Source organism: Mastigocoleus testarum BC008, assembly GCF_001456025.1.
Classification (GTDB): domain Bacteria; phylum Cyanobacteriota; class Cyanobacteriia; order Cyanobacteriales; family Nostocaceae; genus Mastigocoleus; species Mastigocoleus testarum.
Map to the genome: position 1 here is coordinate 21,641 of NZ_LMTZ01000128.1, position 23,921 is coordinate 45,561.

A 23,921-nucleotide genomic window follows, 5' to 3' on the forward strand; every position below is an offset into this window, starting at 1 on the left:
AGGGAACTATGAACTAGCGCTCCTGCTGTAACTTGAGCTGGGAAACGAGAGAATGGGCAAGCTCTACAGCTTGCCAAAGCAAGTCTGGCTCTTCTTCAAGACGGACAATAGCTCGATCGCTATGGTTATTCACCTCCTTATCTTCTAGTTTTTGAAGAACTGGCGACAATAAGACCCGGGCATAGCTACCATAAGCTACACCGGCAATATATGGGGATTTCGGAAAATTATCAGATAATTCAAAGAAATTTGAGGAATTGTTACTTGAAGCACCTTTCCTCCCATTCCCCATAGACGTACGCAGCATTCCCATTGCCTTAATTTTGGCAACTGTATAGCTGTTTGTGCCACCTGCCAATTGCACGTATCCGGGTAACTTAGATGTCAAAACTTTTTGCCCTAATTTCACCGTTGCTAAAGTGGTGCCACCTCCTATGTCCCCGCTCATCGGACGACCATCAGTTTGCCAAATCAATGCACCCGGCAAAGGAGACATCAAATCATATATCGATTTGAGGTATTCAATGAATCCTTTGTCGTCTGGACAACTGACCGCAACTAATTTCAAGCGATTCAGCCATGGCACAATGGATTGCCACAATCGCTTAAATTCCTGTTCCCGTCCTACACGAGTATGAATTTCTACAGCATCCACCCCCATTGAAAGTACCAATGGCGCAACCGCTCCCGGCGTCGACACATAGGATGATGTATAAATTTTATCATACGGGCAAATAGGAACGCAACGACCGCAGCCATAGCATTTTTCAGCTAAAACACCAGAGTATTTCTCTTGATGGCGCTCGAAAACAATGGCTTGTGTTGGACAAACTCTTTCACATGGTCTTGAACAATTGGGAGGACATTGGGTATAATTAAATGTTGCTTTCCGAAAGTGAGGATCCTCGCCATCATTTATGCTAACCATAAGTAATGGTAGACTTTTTGATGCCAAAAAACCTTTCTCCCTAGCTTGCTTGACAAATAGGGAGGCAACATGTAATCCTTCTTGAGCGGCTGCGATCACAGCAGGATCGGCAGCGACATCTATGCAGTCAGCACCAGCCAATGTGTAGGCAATCGTTAAACTTCTAACTGCAGGCAGATGTTGGAAGCTGGCTCCGCATATGAGCTTAAACCAGTTACCTTCCTCAAGGGATTTTAAAGGAGCGTTTTGAAGAACAGTCACATTTCTATTATGCTAATTGGTGACTGAAAAGAGTAGTAGATTACAAATTAATTTGGCTGGTTTACTGGAATCTCAATTGCAAATTCGGCACCGCGTTCGGTTAAAGGAGTACAGTCAAGCATTCCTTTATGCTTTTGCACCACAATTTGATAGCTAATTGACAAACCTAAGCCACTACCCTCTCCCACCGGTTTAGTGGTGAAAAAGGGGTCGAACAAACGCGAACGCACTTCTTCATCAATACCCGCTCCATTATCGGCTATCGAAATTCTAATTCGGTCGGTATTCAAAGATTGAGTAGATATCCGAATTTGCGGCTGTGATGGCGGCATTTTCGCCTGGGAAGCGCTTTTATTTGCTATTTGTTTTTGTTCATCTAAAGCATCAATGGCATTATTGAGCAAATGCATAAACACCTGATTGAGTTCGCTGGCATAGCAGGTTGCTAGTGGTAAACTACCATATTCTCTGACAATATGGATTGCTGGTCGCTTTTCAGTTTCTTTAAGTCGATGTTGCAACATTACCAAAGTACTTTCAATCCCCTGATGAATATCAACCTGTTTCATTTGAGCTTCATCATGTCTGGAGAAATTTTGTAGCGCTAGCACCATAGAACGAATCCGATCTACACCCCTGTACATAGCCCCCATAAGATTTTGTAAGTCATTGATGACAAAATTTAAATCTATATCTTGGATTATTTTTTGAATTTTACTTGTGGGGCGGGGATATTCTGTTTGGTAAGCCTGTATTAAGTTCACCAAATTTTGTACATATTGACGAGCGTAGTCAAGATTACCGTAGATAAAACTAATTGGATTATTTACTTCATGGGCAATACCAGCTACCATCTGTCCCAATGCTACCATTTTTTCATTTTGAATTTGTTGAACTTGGGCAGCTTTTAAATCATCCAGCGCTTGTTGCAATAATACATTTTTTTCTTGCAGTTTAATTTGTAACCAACGAAGATTAATTTGATTTTCAATTCGCAGTAATACTTCTGTGCCATTGAAAGGTTTAGTAATATAATCAACTCCACCAACATCAAAGGCTTTAACTTTATCTAGTACATCGTCAAGAGCACTAATAAAAATTACTGGTACGTCACAAGTTTTATCATCATTTTTTAGCTGACGACACACCTCATAGCCATTCATTTGAGGCATATTAATATCTAGTAAAACCACATCTGGTAATAACATTTGGCAAGCAGTTAGCGCCATTTTTCCACTTAAGGCTTTACGAACTTCATAGCCTTGAGCTGTCAACATTGCCGACAAAAGCCTCAAATTATCGGGCGTGTCGTCTACTATAAGTATATTTCCTTTATATTTTCTATTTTTATTTAAACTCATTTTTTAGTAATTTTGTCGATAATTTTATTCACTATCAAATTAAAAAATGGCAGCAGTTTATATTATAGGTATATATCCAACCAAGAATGATGATAAAATACAACTCCGAGATGTTGTTTCCAAGTAGAAACACATAATAAAATCTTCTATTTGCCAATTGACTATCCGGTCTTATAGGTATAAAAACTCTAGCTATAGTTTTGCAGCATTTGTGAAAACCAAATTACACATTTAGGCAGAGCGTGGGGATTTATCAGAGCATAGGAGTGTAGTTATAATATCTCTTAATAATGCTAATTTCCTTGCTGATGATAAGAGGCTTCTCAAAATATCATTTACTCAGCAAAATGCGGTCTAGCATACAAAAATTACCACCATATCTGAATTTAAAGGAAATTGGCGAATTTTTGTGATCGTTAGGTTAGATTAATTCAGTTAGATTAATTCAATTAGATTAATTCAAATAAGATTTTGCTTCTCTGAAGGACCAAGTCTACTTATATTTTTTTTGATTTGTATCTTGGGAACTTGACTATTTCGCCAAAATATTAAATTGATTTTCAATGACGTAATGACGTTAATTTTGCGTAAGTTCTATTGGTCTGTAGTTAGGCTATGTCCTGATGGACACGCTGACGCTAATAGCCCATTAAAGTTCTGATTTTCAAGTGCTGATATCATGTCCGGTAAAACACTTGCGATAAGGTTCGTAGTAGCGCTTTAGCGCCAATATCTTTACTATGGCGCTAAAGCGCTACTACAAACAAACATATTTTTTCATAAGTAATTAAGCGGACATGATATGAAGCACTACTACAAATTTCAAGTCTGAAGCACTACTACAAACCTTAGCTTACCCAGCAGAATTAATGAAAAATACTACTAGCAACTTGCGTTAGCAAATCCTTGGTCCTCAGTTCCGTGCTTGTGATGTTAGTAGTAGTGCGGTTTATTTTGATCTACAGGTAGCGCTGTATGACAGCGATCGCATCAAAAACTTTCCTAATTTTAGGACTCACACAAACAAAATTTTTCATTGCGATAGTTACTAAGAAGCAAGCAGGTGTAGAGTTAGGGCTTAGCGACAGCGCAATGACGTAATTGTTTAAATTTTGCGTGAGTCCCCAGTTTATTAATTTAATCGAGGCAGCATAAATAACTCAAGACTAACTTGAGACGAATTTACCTCCCGAAACCGTAAAAGTTAATTAACGGTATTCTAGATATTTTTTTATAGAACTGTTATTGTCTGGTTTGCCTATAGCAAAAGCTTGCTAAAATTGATGAGTTAATTTACTCACCAATGTATTGGCGATGTTAATTATTTCAGGTTTTTAGGAATCTTTATAGTAGAAGATCCAAGCACAAAACTAAAAATAAAACCTAAAAATATATTGTTCAATAATTAGTCTTATTTGCTAACTCCTTAGGTTCTTCACATGAGTTGAACACCTCGATTTTTTTATTTGTAAGTGCTCTGTAAAGCTCAAATAATAACTTGGCATAACAGGTACTAGAGGGGAATTTTATTAATTGACATTTAAATGAATGCAGTAAATAAAATTCCGAGCGCACAATCATTTATAGTGCAGAACCAGAATATTTTTTATTTATACAAAGGATTTCCTCGATCAATAGAGCCAAACTTTTCATTCAAAGGCCAAAACCTAAGTACAGCTTTACCAATGATATTTTCCTTTGGTACAACGCCCCAACAACGACTGTCATAACTACTATTACGATTATCTCCTAACACTAAATACGAATTCGCCGGAATAGTTTCTGTTTGAGCTAAAAATGGGGAATTTTGGGAAGAATGACAAACACTAATTTCTGTTTTTTGCTCTTGATCCAAATATTGTTTTTCAGCTAATGGTTTACCATCTATATGAACTTGGCCATTTTTTAGTTCAACTTTTTCTCCTGGCAAGCCAATAACCCGCTTAATAAAAGCGTCTTGATATTGCTCTTTCTGTAAGTTTTCTGTGGGTGAAAAAACTACAATATCTCCTCTCTTAGGATCGGAAAATTTATAGCTCACTTTATCTACAATGATCTTATCTGCTTCCCATTGGTTTGGTGAACCGTGCAGAGTTGGTTCCATTGAACCAGACGGTATCCAGCGTGCCTCAGCAACAAAAGTACGAATTCCTAAAGCTAGAAGAATGCTAAGTAAAATTGTTCTAACTAGTTCTGCAATCCAGGAATTATCTGGTTGTTGACTGGAATTTTGATCGGACACTTGATTTTGCATCTTTAATTAATTAATTACAGACAACAAGAAAGTAAGTAAACTGCCCAACAGGAAGGTCACAAAGAATATATTTATTCATTCTAACGATGAGATGCCGAAAAATGGCGATTAGAAGGTTTTGAGAAAAGAATAGACAGTTAAAACTCAAATTTTGGCATAATCTGCAAAAATTTATAACTTATAGTAAATCGTGCATCTCAGTTTAACCCAAAAGCACGTTACTCTGTCATGATTTATTCATCGTTTTTACCCTGCTAACTCTATGACATCTTCACATAGTTTACTGATCCGCCGTGCAAACATTATTTTAGCCAATGGAGAATTGAGTATCGGGGATGTACTCATTGACGAAGGTCAGATATTAGATGTTGCATCATCAATTGACAATGTAACAGCAGCTCGAGAAATTGATGCACAAGGGCTAAATTTGTTGCCAGGAGTTATCGATCCCCAAGTGCATTTTCGGGAACCCGGACTAGAACACAAGGAAGATTTATTTACTGCAAGTTGTGCCTGTGTTAAAGGGGGAGTAACTTCTTTTTTGGAAATGCCTAATACTCGTCCTCCGACAATTTCCCAAGTAGAAATGGATGATAAGTTAGAACGGGCAGCCCAAAAATGCTTGGTTAATTATGGTTTTTTCATTGGAGCAACATTAGACAATGTTGCAGACTTGCTAGCGGTAGAACCAGCATGCGGGATTAAAATTTTTATGGGTTCCATGGGAGGCAAGCTATTAGTTGATGAAGAAGCAGTATTAGATGGGATATTTGCTCGGGGCAAACGCTTGATTGCTGTTCATGCCGAGGATCAGATGAGGATAAAGCAAAGACGAGAGCAATTTGCCGGAATTCACGATCCAGCGATTCATTCCCAAATCCAAGATAATCAAACAGCACTACTTGCGACGAAACTGGCTTTAAAACTATCTAAAAAGTACCAACGGCGCTTACATATTTTGCACATGTCAACGGCGGATGAAGCCGATTTGCTGCGGGAATCAAAACCTGATTGGGTTACTGCCGAAGTCACGCCACAACATTTGCTTTTAAATGTTAGTGCCTATGAAAAAATTGGGACTTTAGCACAGATGAATCCCCCTTTGCGGACAACCCACGATAATGAAGTTTTATGGCAAGCTTTGCGTGACGGTGTGATTGATTTTATTGCCACAGATCATGCGCCCCATCTCTTGGAAGAAAAAGCTAAGGAGTACCCCAACACCCCTTCAGGTATGCCGGGAGTTGAAACTTCTCTACCCTTAATGTTAACTGCTGCAGTTGAGGGCAAATGTACGGTTTCTCAAGTAGCTAACTGGATGTCAACTGCTGTGGCGAAGGCATATGGAATCCCTAATAAAGGTGCGATCGCTCCTGGGTATGATGCCGATCTAGTATTAGTAGATTTGAAGAAATATCGACCCGTATTACGGGAAGAATTACTAAGCAAATCTGGTTGGAGCCCTTTTGAAGGTTGGAATCTGACGGGATGGCCGGTGGTTACTATTGTAGGTGGTCAAATCGCTTATGAGAAAGGTCGCCCGAATACTGAAGTCCGGGGTCAAGCTTTAAGGTTCGTCGACACGCCTCTACCGAGTTAACATTTTTCTATTTCCAAAGTTTTATTTGGGGATTTAAGACTTTATCTGTGCACATCTTTTGACATTCACACTCCTCAGCCTGAAAGGCTTGAGGATTTTTCTTTAATAGACTCGGGGAGAGTCTACCAAGTTTATTAATTGCTTTCTTGCGGTTGGTACTGCCCTTCTTTTTGCGTTCGCGTAGCGCGTGGAATAAACACGACGCTGATAAAACTTTAGTCGCTTTTCACATGAGCGATAAAATGTATTTCTAAAAACTGTAATTGTAGAGACGTCCTCATAAAATGTCTCTACATATTTTGTATGCTGAAACACCTATGAATAGTTTTTACGGCTAGAAAAATTTCGTTTTACAAAAATTCTTTAAAGTTTATGATAATTGTATTTTTTTTATCTTAATCCTAGGTCTTCTGCCCCCTAAAATTATCCCGGAATATAACGAATACCTGTGGAACTTTTTTTTTATTCTTCTTACGAGGATATACTCATGCATGTCTTTTATATAACTGCAATACTAAATACAAACATCTTAATAAAATCATGAAAAATTAGAGACAAATAAATAGTTTCTGCTTTTTCTGTTTGAGTTTTCAGGCAATCAAAATAGGTTTATTAACTAACTGCTTTACCAAAAACGGTTGGTGGGGTGATTTATGCATTGCAATACACCGTAACAAGTGTTTTTGCTGCATCTATATCGACTCACTAGTTCGTTTTTGTGGGCGCAAGCAGTAGTAAATTATCTAATTGTCTGTAGAAAGTGACAATAAATCGCATAGTTGCGGAATAATATTTTAAATTTAGATTTGGGACATACATAATCATGAGAGAAATATTCGATTGTGAACGGGGTAGTGGTAGATTGACATTTGCATTGCAATGATACAATTTGTCCTTGAACGTATCAGTAAAAATATGTGAATGAAAACAGATTCTGGAAAAGTTTATTATATTGCAAGTAAACATACTAATATCAAGTTCATAAATTTGAAGATGTATTGAAAATTCATTTAAATTCAGTAGTTTACTTGCATTTTGTTAAACCTTTTATCAGAAAAAAACAATTTTATCCTGCCAACTATTCTTGCTCAAAATACTCCTAGCAAGAATTGGTTGGTATATTTTTTGTTATATTGTTATTTACATTAGTTACAATAATCAATACTAACTAGATCTTACAAAGTATAGCAATATTAGGAAAAATTACATAACTGCCTAAATATAAGTCTAATTACATAAAAATTATTTTATCAATCGAATTTTGAATCGAAAAATATACTCTAATTTCTCAAAAATATAGTGTTACTACTTAGCTATAATATAATAATTTAGCAAAAACACCGATTCAAAATGAATTCTTAATTAGTGCAAAGCGGAAATGATCGCCAATAATCAAAAATATACTGAATATAAACAAGAATGTTCTGCAGTAAAAGCTATTTTAAATTTAAGTAAATTAAAGAATAAAATTGCTAGGGAGAAAGATTGGTGTGGAAGAACAGCTTCAAGCACTTCTTGATGAATTGCGGTGCTACCCGGAACATAGCCTAGAGAAACGTAAAGCTTTAAACCGATTACTAATAATAATTCAGCAGTTTCCCGGTATATACAAGTCATCCCATCAAGATTATCCAGAAGCTTTAAATAAAACTTGGGAATGGGTTTGTAAAAAGATTTGTGATTTTCAGCCCCATTCTTCTTCGGTTCAACAAAGTCTAACTCAATGGATTAACGGCTACCTGAAATGGCGGATTAAAGATCTATATGCAGCAGATGGGAAATATACCATCAGTTTGGATAAACCATTAAATATTAATGATGATAACGATAAGGTTTCGATGTTGGATATGTTGCCTGATATGAGGTGGCAAAGTACGACTTTAAATTTACTGGATCTAAAAATTGCTCAAATGCAAAAGCGCGATCGCGAATATTGGGGCGAGCGGATTAAACGCTATATAGAAGAAGATAAAACCGGCAAATTAAAAAATTGTCATCTGAAAAAAAATCCGGACTGTAACTGTCAACAATTAGCAATGCGCTTATTGTTGTATCAACCACCTCATAAAATTGCAGATATTGCCAGACAGTTAAATAGTAGCAATCAAACTATTTACTCTCATTGGAAGAGAAAATGCTTGCCGCTATTAAGAGAAATAGGTACAAATTTGGAGCTCGATCAATGATTGATACCAAATATTATCATATAAATATTCCTTTAAGTAGATGCGCCCATAAATTAGCAGAGGAATTTGCTGCAGAACAATATTCTTTAGAAAAAAGTAAAAAAGTTTATTTAAATACTCTAGCGGTTTATGCCGTACACAGCTATCTTACATGGTTAAATATAAAAACTACACTTACAGGAGACAGTTGGCATAAAAGCTTAAGAGCAATATTTGATGCAGCTGATTTGGAGATAGTCAATGTTGGTAAATTAGAATGTCTTCCGGTGCTTCCGGGCGAAAAAACTATACCTTTACCACCAGAAGCAACTATCGACCGAATTGGTTATGTTGTAGTTCAATTTCACCGAAAATTCGATGCTGTAAAACTGTTGGGTTTTATTTCCATAAATGCGATTTTGGAACCATCGGAGACCATTGAACTAAATGATTTGCAACCTTTAGAGGCTTTACTTGAAACAATTCACATTGTCAACTTACGTCAATGGCTTGAGGGAATATTTAAGCAAGATTGGCAAGTTCCCGAGTTGTTGATTTCTCATAATTTAAGAGGTAATGCTATTGCCGATCCTTTAACCCTTGAGTCTCAGAGCCAGTCTGTTAGTCGGGCAAAAGTTGTTAATGTCGGTAAACAAGTGGTACTTATGGTGCAGTTAACCTCTAATGTTGCTGATGTTTTTGATATTAGAGTTAGAACTTATCCTGGTGAAGATGAAACCCATTTACCCGCAGATTTACAACTGGTAATCCTTGACGAAGACCACAACCCTTGCATGGAAGTTCAGTCAAGAAATATCGACAATTGGATTCAACTGGAGTTTAGTTGCAAACACGAAGAAAAATTCAGTGTGATGTTGATATTAGGAGACACAACGATTAAAGAAGATTTTGTCGTTTGAACGCATAACAATAACGCACAAACAAACAGTAACAGCAAAGGAGACGGCAATAGTGCTTGTCAAACTTAAACTTAGAGGAAATTCACAACAGGGATGGAATGTAGATCTAACGGAAAAACAACTAGAAGTTGAAGCTGAAGGATTTTTACCGCCATTATCTCCAGAATTAGAATCATCTTTAAGCAAGTGGCAATCATCTTATCGCCAAATAGATTCAGTACGTTCCTGTATTGCTCCCAAACCTGGTAGCCGGATCGTGTCAAAAAGTATGACAAGATATTCTAGTTTTGAACATACTGCAGTTGTAAGGAAAGATCTTAACCAATGGCTTAATAGTGGCGATCCGAGGTGGCTACCAATCCGGGATAAATTAATAGAAATTTCACAAAAGCTGGAGTCTACCAATGAAGAAATTTTTGTACTTATTGATGCCAAGGATCTTGATTTGAGACGGCTTCCTTGGCAAGAATGGAGTATTTTTGAAAAATACTATCCCCAGACGGAAATAGCCCTCAGTTTACCCAAGAGTTCAAATAAAACAACCATTAAACTTCTCCCAAAAAGCCAAAACATGAGAATTTTAGTTGTTGTGGGTAGAAGTGATGGTATTAATACCCAAAATGATCTGGAAATCATTCAGGATTTGGAAAATCATGGAGCAAAAGTTGTTTGCTTAATTAAACCGACTCCTAGGTCATTGTGTGAAGCTTTGTGGGATGAAGATGGTTACCATATCTTCGTATTCACGGGACATAGCGGAAGTGAAAATAATGGTACCATTGGCTGGATTGAGCTAAATGATAAACATAGCTTGAATATAGAGCAGTTTAAAGAAGCTTTGCGGGAAGCAATAAATAGAGGGTTGCAGTTAGCAATTTTTAATTCTTGTGATGGTTTAGGATTAGCCAATCAACTAGCACAATTAAATTTACCCCATTCTATTGTGATGCGCGAACCAGTACCAGACCTGGTTGCGGTAGAATTTTTTAAATACTTCTTCAAGGAATTTTCTAATAATAAATCTATTTTTGATGCTGTCCATACAGCACGTAAACACTTAGAACATTTCCAGTTAGATTATTTTAATAACACTTGTTTCCCTGGTGCCACTTGGCTACCAATAGTTTGTGTTTTACCAGATGTAGATACATTAAATTGGCAAGAAATGGCTGACGGAAAAAAATTTAATTCAATGATATTCAGGAAAAATAAAAAAACAAAAAAACGTAATTCTTTGATTACAAACCCGGGTTATTTTTTTTATATGGGCATACTTGCTGTGCTCATAGGTTCAACCCTATTCTATATTTACAAAACTCCTTTTACCATACCTTTAAGAAATGATCGGACAGTAAAAGAAAGCAATCAAAAAGGTGATTTGAGTTTTATAAATCTTCCCAAGGGAACATGGCGTTATGGAGGGAGTACTAGTTGGACTCCAATACGCGAAATATTTGAACGGAAGCTAAAAATTACACATCCTCACTTCAGATTAAAATATACGAATTCAAGTACGGAACCTCCTGGTTCTGGGACTGGAATAAGAATGCTTTTGAATGATGAGCTTGATTTTTCTCTGTCTTCTCGAAGTCTAAAAGATAAAGAACGTCAAATAGCAGAAGAAAGAGGTTTCAAACTCATACAAATTCCAATTGCTGTTGACGGAATTGCTGTTGCTGTAAACCACAATCTTCAAATTCCTGGTTTAACTATCACCCAACTGAGGGATATTTACATGGGTAAAATTCGCAATTGGCAACAGGTTGGAGCCCCAGACTTACCGATAATACCCTATTCCCGTAGTTTAGCAGAATCAGGTACAGTTGATTTTTTTAAGCATAAAGTCCTCAGAGATAAAAATTTTGGTAGCGATGTCAAGTTTGTTCCTACAACCACACAAGGTTTGAAAAATGTAGGAGCCAATCCTGGAGGTATTTACTATGCAACAGCTTCAGAGATTGTTCCCCAATGCAATGTCAAGTCTTTACCGCTAGGACGAGAAACCGATCATTTGATTTCTCCTTATCAAAAGCCGATTGTTCCATTCTCTGAGTGTCCGCAACAACGTAATCGAGTAGATATCAAAGCTTTTCAAAGTCATAGTTACCCGATATCGCGCCCATTATATGTAATTACTAAGGCTTATAAAAATTCCGAATCCAACCTTGGGGAAAACCAAGATAAATACAAAGCTGCAAAGGCTTATGCAAAATTATTTGATACGAATCAAGGACATATCTTAATTGAAGAAGTTGGATTTATTCCTATAAACCTGAAGAAATAAGTGACCTTTCAACAAAACTGATGATTCACCTATGTAAGGGGGTGTCATTAAATCTCTTTCCTAGGTGAATTCATTTTAATTTGAGTTTGTTAAGTTATTCTGACTTTAATTAATTACAATCTAATAAAATTGAAAAAATTAGTTCCCGAGTGATGTTTGTTTAATTACTTCTTACTCATTAATGACACTAGGTTATAAATTTGTAGATAAATACCCTTTCTGTTATCAGATGAAGAAATTAAGATAATGATTGAAGAAATAGCAAAAAGTGAGGTAATTATCTAGACAATGTTCAAACTGCAGATTTTCATAAAAACCTTGTATTAGTTAATTTTTGTTTAATAAATATTAGACTTTACTTAACTAAAATTAAGCTTAATTTAACAAACAGCTTATAAAATTACATAGTTAAAAAAATTGAATATATAGAAAACCAGCGAGTATTTTATTCTTGCTATTTTTTGGGTTATTTTTTCTTCTTAACATCAATTAGAGAAAAAGTAACTAAACTATTACCGCATGAATTTTGAGAGCATAATCAGAACTCAAAACATTTAATACCCAAGGATTATAACTGTAAACTTTATAGTTCCAAAGTATACTTCCATACTTTTGATGATTTTGTAGGTCCGATTAGATAAATTAACGCGAATCAAAATGATACTTCTCAAACTTAAGTTCAGAGAAAACCACCAACCGAAAGGATGGAATGTGGAACTGAGTGTAGAGCAACTCGAAGTTGAAACTGAAGGCTTTTTATTGTCACTCCCTTTAGAGTTAGAATCATCTTTGAGACAATGGCAATCGGCTTATTATCAAATAAAGAGCGTGCGTGCTTGTATTGCTCCCAAACCAGGAATACGTCTCATACCTAAAAGCGTTGCTAACTATTACAACCCCGAAGATGCGATCGCGGTGAAAAAGCGTCTAAATCAATGGCTCAACTCTGGCGATCTGAGATGGAAGCCAATTCTGAATAAGCTAGTAGAAATTGCACAACAACTAAAGCAAATAGATGAAGAAACGTCTGTAATTATTGAGACGGAAGATACTTTGCTCCAGCATCTTCCCTGGGAAGAATGGGATATATTTCAAAAATACTATCCCCAAGCGGGAATTGCTCTGAGTATCCCCAAAAATCTCAACAAAATAATCATTAACTCTCTTCCAAAAAGTAAGGAGATTAGAATTTTATTGGTTATAGGTAGAAGTAACAATATTATTAGAGAGGATTTAGAATTTATTGAAGATTTAAAGGAAAATGGGGCAAGTGTTGTTTGTTTAATGCAACCAAGCTTCAAAGAATTACACGAAGCGCTGCGAGATAAAATCGGTTTTCATATCTTTATCTTTACTGGTCATAGTGGCAAGAAAGATGATGAATCTATTGGTTGGATTGAGCTAAACGAAAAAGATAGTTTCAGTATAGAACAACTTATAGAGGGTTTAAAAAAGACTATTGAAAAAGGATTGCAATTAGTAATTTTTAATGGTTGTGATGGATTGGAATTGGCACAACAACTGTCACAGTTAAATTTGCCCCAATCTATTGTGATGCAAGAGCCTTTACCAAATCTTGCAGCGATAGAATTTTTGAAATATTTTTTCAGGAATTTTGCTCAGAATAAATCAATTTTTACTGCTGTTCATACAGCACGCAAGTACTTAGAATATTTTCAATTTGATGATTTTCATCAAACTTGTTATCCTGGAGCAAATCGGCTACCGACAATCTATCTTTCCCCAGAAATAGATATATTTTCCTGGGATGAAATGACCGATGAAAAAACTTTTAATTCAATTATTTTTAAGAAAAGAGAAAATTTAAAATATCGTCAGTCACAGATTATAAATATTAGAAACTTATGGAATCTATTTTATGTAATTGTAGCTTTCTTAGTTCTAGGTTCGGCTTTATTATACGTTTATGAAACACCTTTTACAGAATCTACCGAAGATGAGGTTATAGAAACAAAACAAAATGATTTTGACTCTATAAATCTTCCAAAGGGAAGCTGGCGTTATGGAGGGAGTACTAGCTGGGTTCCAATACGTGAAAAATTTGAGGAAGCCATTAAAAATACCCACCCCCAATTTAAATTAAAATATACGGATTCTAGTGTAGATGCTCCTGGTTCTGGTACCGGGATAAAAATGTTGTTGAACAACGAACTCGATTTTTCTCTATCTTCCCGATCTCTTACCAATTCAGAACGTCAAAAAGCCAAAGAGCAAGGCTTTAGACTCCAACAAATTCCAGTAGTGATTGATGGTATTGCGCTTGCGGTAAATCCTAGTCTTAATATTTCTGGTTTAACTGTCGCTCAACTTAGAGATATTTATACTGGTAAAATTCGTAACTGGGAAAACTTTGGTGGACCCGATCTTCCAATTACAGTTTATTCTCGTCATCCAAAAGAATCAGGAACAGTTGAGTTTTTTAAACACAAAATCCTTAGGGATGAAAGTTTTGGCGATAATGTTAAATTTGTTAGCTTCACAACACGAGCTTTAAAAAAAGTGGGAGTTGAACCAGGAGCAATTTATTATGCTTCTGCATCTGAAGTTATTCCACAATGTAGTGTCAAATCTTTAGCGATTGGAGAAAGAAGCGACCAATTAATTACTCCTTATAAGAGACCATTTATTCCTCTTTCTCAATGTCCAAGACCTCGCAATCAGGTTAATTTACAGGCTTTTCAAACTCATAGATATCCCATATCAAGACCACTATATATTATTACTAAAATAAATGAGGACATAAAATCCAAGACAATAAAAGATCAAAATAAACATGAAGCAGCAAAAGCTTACGCCAAGCTATTTGCAACAAATCAAGGACATACTTTAATTCAAGAAGCAGAATTTATTCCAATCTTGAATGCGAAGAATAAATAATATTTTATCTTTTAAGAGTCTCATATCATTTTATGAAACCCGATTACAAAGCTCGATTTGGTGATTAATAGAATCAATCAATCAAACCTGCTTCTCTTGCTCTGATTTGGGTTATAACTCGTAAATTTTTACCTTGATTTTTTAATTCTTCGCAATCTATATTCAGAGCTTCTTGCACTCTATCCCAGTAATGGCGAACCATACGTTCTGATACACACATATGTTTAGCAATTACTTTATCTTTAAATCCTTCTCTAAATGCCAGATTTACTAGTTTAAGCCATTCTGGTTTGAGTTCTAGTTCGGAGTCAATAACTTTAATATCTTTGATGTCTTTAACATAAGTTAGTTGTTCTAAAGCCCAATTTACTCTGGTAATTATTTCCTCACTTGCAAGGGTTTTATTCACAACAGTAAAACCTCCAATGTGAGAATAAATCTTTTGTTTCATGGGTACTAGAGATCTAATCTGCTCGCTGTGGATAACTATATTAAGTTTGGGATAATTACCGAGTAGATGAGTAAGAAAATTGATTCCCGTCGCAGTCTGGGGGGTTTCCCCAGGACTGTTTGGAAGCAAAATATCCATTACTATCAGGTCTATTTTTAGTTTTGGAAATTTGTTAAGAATATCTTCAATGCTTTGTGCAGTAATAATTTTAGAATCTGGATAGGAGGAGATTAGTAAATCTCTAGTTCTGCTCAAAGATAATTCATGAGCATCAACTAATAGAACTATAGGCGATGCTTTACCGTTCAGATATTTTTTCATGCTACGTTTTCACTCAAAAAACCTTTAGTGGGACAAAATGAGAGCAAGGCTGATACTTAATATTCTCTTGTAAGCATCTCTGCATAATTTGCTTATTTACTCAATAAAAATAGTGAGTATTTGTACTTGAAGGTAAGTTTTGATTCTATTTTTGCCTTAGCCTCAAAATTTAACCACTTTCAGAAAATGTCATAAACAACATAACAAAAGACTCATAAATCCTCTGTTGGTTCCCATAAAATAAGATAAAGACTAGAAAAATATTTAAATTTTATACCTTTAGTTATAAGTTAGCCTCCTTTAGGAGTAAGTATATAAGTGTTTACGAAGAGTATAGAATAAAAAAAGGCACTAGTGAACTAGTAATTTTTGAGAAATTAAATACTCTGAAAAAATTAAAAAAATAACTTTGCAAATCTGAAAAATTTATAGTTAATTCGGCTGTTATTCAGCCAGGAATTTCATATTGTTCAGCACAAAGTTAAAGATAAATTAAATCTCAAAAAATAAATATATATCTTCAAAATTGTAATATTTTATTTCACAATTAAAGTTGAAGTTGAAGATTGACAAAATCAGAGTAGATTTAAAAGATTTATTTAGAACGGGTGTGAAATATCCCTCTTGAATCACTCTCTGAAATCAAGAAGTAAGCAATAACTTGAATTACACAAAAGAATAAAAGGGATGAAATTGATTTGTTGCACTAATTAAATAATTAAAGCCAATTAGCAAATTAGAGTTTGGGAAAACATTCAGCCAGGGATAAATAAGCCAAAATAAGAATATGGGTTGCACAACTAAACGAAGATTGTTTAAACTACTCTTCCATCCACGCGTAATACCCTTTTTCTAGTAAATTTTTGATTTTAGTTATAGTCGATTCAGAGCCGAAACGAGTCTAGTATGTTTTCTTAGATATAGATTCAATAAGTTTGCTACTTGTCGGGGTCGAGTCTTGTTTATTCTCAAATTAACAACTATCTTATTCCGTAAGATTATAAAATCAAGTAGTTAAAATTACTGTTTGCTAACAACGAAGAGATTTACCCTCTGATATCCTCTGATAATATTCAGAAAATTTTAGTAAACTGAGAAGTAACCAATCAAAATAATTTTGTGACTAATGTTGCCACATGATTTTCTGACTGAGATTGCCCACGAGCATGAATTATCTCCAGAACAAGAGGCTGTTTTTCTATTACGTCTAGGGAAAGGTCAAAGTTACGAGGAAATTGCCACAGAACTAAGTACTTCTGCGGATGCTTGCTTGAAGCGAATGGGACAAGTTTATAAAAAGCTGAATATCAGTGGGAGTAGCCGAGGTAAGGAAAACCGCCTCAGAATTTTTCTGAATAATAAATTAAAACAGTTAGAACATCCTCAGAAAAATCTTGAAAAAACTACAAACAAAAAGAGTATTGGCAATTTTCCACAAACAGAAGGAAAGTATACTTTTATTCCAACACCCGAAAAAATTCGTATTTTTCAAAACTTACCCGCAAGAGAATACACAGCTTTTGTTGGTCGGGAAAGAGAAATCATTAGGTTGATGGAACTACTAAGTCCTCAACATTCTGCTCATCTAATTAGTGTTGATGGTATCGGTGGTGTGGGTAAAACAACTTTAGCTGTAGAAGTTGCTTACCGCTGCTTTGAAACCAGTTTAAATCAAGGTTTTATCTCAGATGTTCCTACTTTTGAAGCAATAATTTTTACCTCTGCGAAACAAAATCATCTAACTTCTATTGGTCTTTTACCAAGATTAACTCAAGAGCGTACTCTCAGAGAAATATGCCGAGAAATTGCTCGTACTTTGGACATTTCAGAAATTAGTAATTTACCTCTCCAAGAGCAAATAGAAATAATTCGACAAAAATTATCTCAACTCAGGACTTTACTAATTGTTGATAATTTAGAAACGATTGAGGATAAGCAGGAAGTACTCTCCTTACTTTATGATTTACCACCAACGGTCAAGGTGATTATTACCACCCGCGAGCAAGCTTTATTTGTACCTATCCGCCTAGGTTGTCTACCGCGAGAACATGGTTTACGACTGATTCAACACGAAGCCAAAGAAAAAAGTGTAACGATAAATCCGACAGAATCTCAGGAATTATTTGATGGAGTCAGTGGTATACCAGCAGCTATTATCTATGCCATCGGTCAAATGGCCGCAGGTTATATCCTTGAAGATGTTTTACCACAAATCAAAGATCCGCAAGGAGATGTAGCCCGTTTTTGTTTTTCAGGCTCGGTAAATTCCTTGAAGAATCAGCCTCCTCATTATTTACTCATGACCTTATCGCTGTTTGTACAACCTGTAACTAGAGAGACAGCAGCTGGTGTAGCTTTTGAGAAGTCAGATCCGATTATTACCAATCGAGGATTGGCAAAATTACAGCAACTTTCTTTAGTTTATCAGCAGCAAGGACGCTACGGTTTACTTAATCTTACCCGCGAGTACGCTTTAGCAGAATTAGCTACCCATCGTGAATTCGCTCAAAAATTACGACAACGATGGGTAAACTGGTACGTCAAATTTTCAGAAGCTTACGGAGCTTCTAACTGGAAAGAATGGCATGTTGATTATGGTTATTTAGAAACTGAATGGGAAAATCTTCGTTGTGTGTTGGAGTGGTGTATGTTCCAAGGTCGCTATGCTGATTTCCTTGCGATTTGGCAACATATTAAAGGTTACGTTCATATTCGCGGTTATTGGGATGAACGTTTGGATTGGGCTGCTTGGTTAATTGAAGCAGCAAAACAAGCTGGTGATTGGTCTAATGCTGTGGAAGCAATATGCGATCGCGCATCCACTTTAGTGAGGATTCGCCAAAAAAGTCAGTTAGATGAAGGAGAAATGCTTCTCCAAGAAGCTTGGAATCTACGTCACCATAAGACAATTAAATTTCAATTAGATCTAGCTGCAAATATGGCAATTTTATATATTCAACAGAAAAAATTGCAGCAAGCAAAAGAATGGTTAGGCATAGAACAAGAACTATTACAGCAAGCTTCATTATCGGATTTAGAATCTCAAGAACAACAAGTTCATATTCTTTATTACCAAGGGCGAATATCTTATCAAAGCGGTAATTATCAAGAAAGTCAAATACTTTTTCGAAAAGCATTGGAACAAGCTAAAAAAGTTGGATGGCAAAGAGCTACCGCAGCGATGCACAATTGGTTAGCAGATATTGCACTAATATTAGGTAACCTCAAGGAAGCAAGGGAATTACTAGAATTGAGCTTACCAATGGCACAAAGGCATAAAGATAAACGTAGCATTGCTTTTCACAAAGCAACCTTTGCTAAATTAGAAAAAATAACAGGTAATTTAACCCAGGCTAAACGGTTAGCAAAAGAGGCTGCTGAAGGTTTTGAAAGTCTCAAAATGATTACAGAAGCAAAAGAGATGCAGTCTTTATTTCCTAATTAAGACTTAAATATTAAGAGCTAAAATAAAAAATATTTATGCTTTAAAGTTATATTTTAAAGCATATTAAAAGTATAAAACTATTAAAGTATTTGGGAATGTTCGTAACTAGGTGCATCATCAGAGAATGAATATTTTGGTAAGTTAAGACATGCGCCTATCTGTAGTGAAGTTTCGGAAGATATTGGTAAATCCACACAAGGTGCAACCTCAAAAGTAGTTTCCCCAAAAATATCCTCTGCAAATATTTCCATAAATAGTTGCTTAGTTGTTATAAAAGCTCTTCTTGCTTTTTGACTTTCTAAGATATCCTTTTTACTATCAGTCCAACGATGATGTAATAGGTATCCAAATAGATAATGACAGTCCTGAATATATTGGTGTGTATTCACTAAAATATGTTCGTGCCACACTGCATCAATTTCTTTACTAGGAACTAACTCAAAATTGGGATAAAGATATTGAAGAATTAAAAATTTTTTGTACCGCTCTATAGCTAGTTGTATTTTTTCCATATCCCATCCATAACCATATTCTGATGACATAAGTTTATCTGCGACTAATTGCAAATCTAATCTTTCTAGCTTATCTGCAAAAGTAGAAATATTCATTTGGTAATCCTAGGAAATAATTTAATTTAGTAGTGAAATATAAATCATTAGATGATTTGCTCGCAAAAATCACGCTAACATTTTTATGACTAATTTATGTTAGAGTGAATTTACTATTTAGTTATTCTGAGATGTAGATTAATTAATATCTATTGCGAAATAATTTATTGAAAGAGCATGATTTTTAGAAATATGATACTTTGAATTTCGCATAAGATTTCGATTATCCAAATATGATTTACTGATAAAAAATATATAGAAACATATCTGAATTAATAAGTAATAAAATTCATCTACCGATAGTTTATATATACACTAGAATAAATGAAGATTTCGGAATAATGAAAATAACAAAATTTATTGATATTTTTACTTGTTTTCTATACTTAATTTAGTTTGAATAAATGAAAATATTTTATTCTTAATTCATGGCATTGGTAAAAGAATAAGTATATAGAAAAATATGAATATGAGCTTTTAATATCAGCCTTGAAAATAAGTTATGAAAATAATATTTGAAAACAAACTTTAAGAATCAGCCTTAAAAATAGATTTTACGTTTGCGGTTTGGAAAACTTCACCCAACTCTCAACTGCTAAAGCGATCGCAATAAATAAAACCATCAAACCTTGGATTGCATAAACAATAGTGACAGGTACACCAGCAACACTTTGCATAGCCCGCGCACCACTTTGTAAAGCACCGAAGAACAAAGAAATCAAAACTACAGCAATAGTACTACCACGACTAAGAAAAGCTATTGCGATCGCGTCAAAACCAAAACCGGGAGAAACCTGTTCAAATAAGCGATATTTTAACCCCATAACCTCTGAAGCTCCAGCTAAACCAGCTAAACCACCAGCTAAAACCATGACCAAAATCATAGTGCGCTTTACAGGAATTCTTGCATAACGAGATGCGGTAGGATTAAATCCAACTGCCATAATTTGATAGCCCAAAGGTGTAAGTTCTAATAACACCCAAGTAACTATTGCAGCGATTAACGCCAATAAAATACCAGCGTGAACAAAACCTCCAGAAAAAATTACCGGTAAACGTGCAGACTCTGCAATTAAAGGAGAATAAGGACTCGGTGCGTTGGCTTCTTCAAGTGGGTTTTGCACCAAATAACTAATCAGATTTACTGCAATATAATTTAGTAGCAACGTGGCGATAACTTCGTTGACACCTCGTACCGCTTTAAGATAACCAGGAATTAAGCCCCAAATTCCACCAAAAATAAAACCAGCTAAAAGTGCTAATGGAATATGAATAAAAGTAGGTAATCCAGAAACATACAATCCAACTAAAGTACTTCCCAACGCACCTAAATAGATTTGTCCTTCTCCACCTATATTGAATAAACCTCCGCGTAAGGCGATCATTACTCCCAAGCTAGTAAACAATAATGGCGTCATTTTTTTTAAAGTATCGCCAAACCCAAAGAAAGTAAAAAGAGATTGCTGTATCAGTGCAGCATATGCAGCGATTGGATTAGCACCAGCGATTAAGATGAAGATAGCACCTATGAGTAATGCCAATGCGATCGCTATTAAAGGTGAGAAAATCTTTAATAAAACCTGGGCACGATTATTCTCATTCATAAAAATAATAAATATCTTAGTGGATATAAAAACAATCCAGCAAGATAGTTATCCATGGATATCATTCGTAGAGAACTGGGGTGCTAGGATTCGAACCTAGGAATGCCGGGACCAAAACCCGGTGCCTTACCGCTTGGCGACACCCCAACGTTATTTCCTGTATAAACATATCAACTACCTCCAAGAACTGTCAAGGGTTTTTGGGATAAATTATATTTTTTTTAAGGGCTATTTTTATTTAACGGCAAAAATTAGATAAAGAGAGAGGTGAGTGGGTTTAGTTTGGTTAACCTGTACGAAGTATTTACCAATCTGAAACTAAATTTTCCTGAACTTTTCGGGATTTTTTCTGTAAAAGATAAGCCGTACACTGAATCTTAAAGAACCTTCTTTCTGTTTTAAAGGCCAATCCGCATTCCAAATACAGTTTGTATAGCCGAAGCTGTATTTAATCGGGTTGGCTTTATTTCTCTGAGTAAGCCGTTTTTGGAAAAGTATGTAGTTTTTGGAGCATTGGATATAGAACTACATAATTAAGTCAGGAAATTAATGACTTGCACGTAGCGCTGCAATGCATCTTCCACTTCGCCATTGTCATTGCTGCAAATATATCTTCAGAAATAGATTTATTGGTCGACATCAATGTAGAATATTACGTTAATGTTGAAAATATTAATTAAAAAGTATTTGCTCAAAAGTATTGATAGTTAATGCCAGAGTTTTTGAGGTGTTTTCACCTGTGAATATAAACTCCAAAAAACAACCGATTTATCGGTAATATAACTAGCAGAGCAAAAACTATTAAAGTAAGAGAAGAGACAATAAAAGTTTAACGACAAACTAAATAAGTAATTTGTATATCCGAAATAATTTTTGGATTTAGCTCTATTGGGTTAAAGCTAACTCCAAGGGATGATACAACTATTTTTTATAATCTAGATAAATAAAATTTAATTAGAGAATTTAAAATGGCAAACAAGGCGCTATTGGTTGGAGTTAGCGAGTATAAACATGGTTTAGAGCAGCTACCAAGCACAGTAAATAATATCGATATAGTACGACGAGTGTTATTAAGCTCGGAAGCTGGTCGCTTTGCAGAAGAAGATATCAAAGTATTGACAAATCCAAATCTACAGATGATGGAGGAAGAAATTGAAAATCTATTTCTTTATCCTCAAAGTGATGATTTGATTTTCTTCTTTTACTCCGGTCATTGTATTCAAGATAGTGGAGGTAAACTTTACCTTTCAAGTAGTACAACGCGTAGAAGTTACACTGGAGATTTGATTCGCTCCTCTGCATTAGCTGCTGGAATATTACATGAAAGCATGAACCGCAGTTCTTCTAGAAGACAAATTGTCATCCTTGACAGTCACTTTAGGGACACCCATGGAGAAAATTCAGAAAACAAAAATGTTGTTAACGTAAGTGTGCAACAGTCCCTTGCAAGGGGAGCAGCAGCTGTTGCTGATAGCCTTCCCAAGCCGTATTTATTTGCCCCAGATGCTTCAGAACTATTAAGTTATCACCGTTATTTAATAGAAGGTATTGAAAAAATTATTGTTGACAAAGATGAAGATGCTTACTTTTATATTGATGATTTACACGAATATGTGATTAAAAAGTTTCAGGAAAACTCTCCTAGCATAACCCCGAAGTTTTCTCCTATTGAGCTTGGAAATCATAAGATTCTACAAGCAAAATTACCTACTGATGTTGGCAAATCAAAAGACGAACGAGAAATTTATCCTGTCAAGCAACAGTTAATTTCCACTGAGGAAATTGGAGAGAGCGAACCATCATCAAAAGAATTATCCCCAACATCTTTGCCCAAGAAAATTCCAGCCAAAATTAAAACTCAGTCATTTGAATTTGAGTTCGCAACCATAGCCTATGTTAGATCCCGCTTTTTGGGGATAGGGAAAACCTGCGAGCTTCAGAAGAAAAAAGGAATAGCCGAATTTTTTACTTTGGATTTGGGCGAGGGTGTAGTAAAGGAGATGATAGCAATTCCCGGTGGTCAATTTATGATTGGTTCGCCAGCATGGGAGTTAGAAAGATTAGAGAATGAAGGACCACAACAAATTGTCATTGTGGAACCATTTTTCATGGGTAAGTTTACCGTAACCCAAGCTCAATGGGCACGCGTTGCTTGTTTCCCCAAGCTTAAAATTGACTTAGATCCAGATCCATCATATTTTAAGGGCCTTGATCGACCTGTTGAAAAAGTATCCTGGAATGACGTACAGGAGTTTTGTGCCAGGTTAAGCGTTCACACTAAGATGAATATGCGCTTACCTACTGAGGCTGAATGGGAATATGCTTGTAGAGCTAAAACAAGCACTCCATTTTACTTTGGTGAAACTATCTCGATGAGCTTGGCAAATTACCGGGGAACAGATTGGGCAGATGAGGATATAGAGTATAAAGGTAGTTATGCAGGAGGTCCAAAAGGTAAGTATCGCCAGCAAACAACAAATGTTGGTATTTTCCCTGCGAATCCTTTTGGCTTATATGATATGCACGGTAATGTATGGGAATGGTGCCAAGATGACTGGCGGGAAAACTACGATATCACCCTCCCAGGCAGCACAGCCGATATAGAAATTAGTGAAACTAAAAGGAAAGTACTGCGGGGCGGTTCGTGGCATAGTTTTCCTGACTCCTGTCGTTCTGCCAGTCGTCTGAGGGGTATACCAGACAGTAATCCTTATCACATCGGCTTGCGAGTAGTTTGTGATGGTGTTACGGAATGAGCGGTTATCAGTTTATGGCTAACGCCACGCCCTTACGGGCTACAGTTATCAGTTATCAGTCATCA

General features: G+C 35.7%; 14 protein-coding genes, 1 tRNA gene and 1 pseudogene. 8 read left to right on the forward strand and 8 right to left on the reverse strand.

Annotated elements, in window-relative coordinates; translation table 11 throughout:
• Positions 1–13: 13 nt before the first annotated feature.
• The 3 genes from ldpA to lepB all read right to left on the reverse strand — a co-directional run bounded on the left by ldpA (position 14) and on the right by lepB (position 4,804).
• Complete coding sequence (gene ldpA, locus BC008_RS33255; RefSeq protein ID WP_027846449.1) at positions 14–1,189, reverse strand: circadian clock protein LdpA; 1,176 nt, start codon at positions 1,187–1,189, stop codon at positions 14–16.
• 47 nt (positions 1,190–1,236) lie between these two features.
• The gene (locus BC008_RS33260) at positions 1,237–2,550 is read right to left on the reverse strand and encodes a hybrid sensor histidine kinase/response regulator (protein ID WP_027846450.1); all 1,314 of its coding nucleotides are present in this window, start codon (positions 2,548–2,550) and stop codon (positions 1,237–1,239) included.
• Between the two features lie 1,606 nt (positions 2,551–4,156).
• Positions 4,157–4,804 (reverse strand): signal peptidase I, encoded by a 648-nt coding sequence (gene lepB / locus BC008_RS33265; protein ID WP_027843780.1) that lies wholly within the window; start codon positions 4,802–4,804, stop codon positions 4,157–4,159.
• Between the two features lie 262 nt (positions 4,805–5,066).
• On the opposite strand from lepB, the gene BC008_RS33270 reads away from it, so the two are divergent.
• The 6 genes from BC008_RS33270 (at position 5,067) to BC008_RS33290 (ending at position 14,671) form a co-directional block, all read left to right on the forward strand.
• Positions 5,067–6,404: a dihydroorotase gene (locus tag BC008_RS33270; RefSeq protein ID WP_027843779.1), complete on the forward strand. Its 1,338-nt coding sequence runs from the start codon at positions 5,067–5,069 to the stop codon at positions 6,402–6,404.
• Positions 6,405–7,782: 1,378 nt separating this feature from the next.
• Positions 7,783–7,923: a hypothetical protein gene (locus tag BC008_RS49875; protein WP_161938196.1), complete on the forward strand. Its 141-nt coding sequence runs from the start codon at positions 7,783–7,785 to the stop codon at positions 7,921–7,923.
• Positions 7,895–8,590 carry a hypothetical protein gene (locus BC008_RS33275; RefSeq protein WP_027843778.1) on the forward strand — a complete coding sequence of 232 codons (696 nt, stop codon included), beginning with the start codon at positions 7,895–7,897 and terminating at the stop codon, positions 8,588–8,590. The genes BC008_RS49875 and BC008_RS33275 overlap by 29 nt, the downstream gene beginning before the upstream one ends.
• Entirely contained in the window at positions 8,587–9,489 is a 903-nt protein-coding gene (locus tag BC008_RS33280; RefSeq protein WP_027843777.1) for a DUF1822 family protein, read from the forward strand. The genes BC008_RS33275 and BC008_RS33280 overlap by 4 nt, the downstream gene beginning before the upstream one ends.
• Before the next feature lie 52 nt (positions 9,490–9,541).
• Positions 9,542–11,773, forward strand: coding sequence for a substrate-binding domain-containing protein (locus tag BC008_RS46985; protein WP_235595980.1), 2,232 nt, complete (start codon positions 9,542–9,544; stop codon positions 11,771–11,773).
• A gap of 657 nt (positions 11,774–12,430) precedes the next feature.
• Positions 12,431–14,671: a substrate-binding domain-containing protein gene (locus BC008_RS33290; RefSeq protein WP_027843775.1), complete on the forward strand. Its 2,241-nt coding sequence runs from the start codon at positions 12,431–12,433 to the stop codon at positions 14,669–14,671.
• Between the two features lie 73 nt (positions 14,672–14,744).
• On the opposite strand, the gene BC008_RS33295 is transcribed toward BC008_RS33290, so the two are convergent.
• Together BC008_RS33295 and BC008_RS48800 are read right to left on the reverse strand one after the other, a co-directional pair.
• Positions 14,745–15,443 (reverse strand): response regulator, encoded by a 699-nt coding sequence (locus tag BC008_RS33295; RefSeq protein ID WP_027843774.1) that lies wholly within the window; start codon positions 15,441–15,443, stop codon positions 14,745–14,747.
• 666 nt (positions 15,444–16,109) lie between these two features.
• A pseudogene (locus BC008_RS48800) lies at positions 16,110–16,277 on the reverse strand (IS701 family transposase); the annotation flags it as partial.
• A gap of 292 nt (positions 16,278–16,569) precedes the next feature.
• Here BC008_RS48800 and BC008_RS33300 point away from each other — a divergent pair.
• A complete protein-coding gene (locus BC008_RS33300) occupies positions 16,570–18,888 on the forward strand; it encodes a tetratricopeptide repeat protein (RefSeq protein ID WP_027843773.1) in 2,319 nt (772 codons plus the stop codon).
• Between the two features lie 80 nt (positions 18,889–18,968).
• On the opposite strand, the gene BC008_RS33305 is transcribed toward BC008_RS33300, so the two are convergent.
• The 3 genes from BC008_RS33305 to BC008_RS33315 form a co-directional block, all read right to left on the reverse strand.
• Complete coding sequence (locus BC008_RS33305; RefSeq protein ID WP_058184278.1) at positions 18,969–19,496, reverse strand: glycine-rich domain-containing protein; 528 nt, start codon at positions 19,494–19,496, stop codon at positions 18,969–18,971.
• Between the two features lie 554 nt (positions 19,497–20,050).
• Positions 20,051–21,100, reverse strand: coding sequence for an ABC transporter permease (locus BC008_RS33310; RefSeq protein ID WP_027843772.1), 1,050 nt, complete (start codon positions 21,098–21,100; stop codon positions 20,051–20,053).
• A gap of 75 nt (positions 21,101–21,175) precedes the next feature.
• Positions 21,176–21,247 (reverse strand) — tRNA-Gln (locus BC008_RS33315).
• 821 nt (positions 21,248–22,068) lie between these two features.
• Here BC008_RS33315 and BC008_RS45885 point away from each other — a divergent pair.
• Complete coding sequence (locus BC008_RS45885) at positions 22,069–23,856, forward strand: SUMF1/EgtB/PvdO family nonheme iron enzyme (protein WP_036265741.1); 1,788 nt, start codon at positions 22,069–22,071, stop codon at positions 23,854–23,856.
• Positions 23,857–23,921 lie beyond the last annotated feature (65 nt).

Excerpts from the sequence above, each read along its gene's own strand:
- BC008_RS33260 (WP_027846450.1), bottom strand. The coding sequence starts at position 2,550 with ATGAGTTTAAATAAAAATAGAAAATATAAAGGAAATATACTTATAGTA.
- lepB (WP_027843780.1), bottom strand. The coding sequence starts at position 4,804 with ATGCAAAATCAAGTGTCCGATCAAAATTCCAGTCAACAACCAGATAAT.
- BC008_RS33270 (WP_027843779.1), top strand. The coding sequence starts at position 5,067 with ATGACATCTTCACATAGTTTACTGATCCGCCGTGCAAACATTATTTTA.
- BC008_RS49875 (WP_161938196.1), top strand. The coding sequence starts at position 7,783 with ATGATCGCCAATAATCAAAAATATACTGAATATAAACAAGAATGTTCT.
- BC008_RS33280 (WP_027843777.1), top strand. The coding sequence starts at position 8,587 with ATGATTGATACCAAATATTATCATATAAATATTCCTTTAAGTAGATGC.
- BC008_RS33290 (WP_027843775.1), top strand. The coding sequence starts at position 12,431 with ATGATACTTCTCAAACTTAAGTTCAGAGAAAACCACCAACCGAAAGGA.
- BC008_RS33295 (WP_027843774.1), bottom strand. The coding sequence starts at position 15,443 with ATGAAAAAATATCTGAACGGTAAAGCATCGCCTATAGTTCTATTAGTT.
- BC008_RS33300 (WP_027843773.1), top strand. The coding sequence starts at position 16,570 with ATGTTGCCACATGATTTTCTGACTGAGATTGCCCACGAGCATGAATTA.
- BC008_RS33305 (WP_058184278.1), bottom strand. The coding sequence starts at position 19,496 with ATGAATATTTCTACTTTTGCAGATAAGCTAGAAAGATTAGATTTGCAA.
- BC008_RS33310 (WP_027843772.1), bottom strand. The coding sequence starts at position 21,100 with ATGAATGAGAATAATCGTGCCCAGGTTTTATTAAAGATTTTCTCACCT.
- BC008_RS45885 (WP_036265741.1), top strand. The coding sequence starts at position 22,069 with ATGGCAAACAAGGCGCTATTGGTTGGAGTTAGCGAGTATAAACATGGT.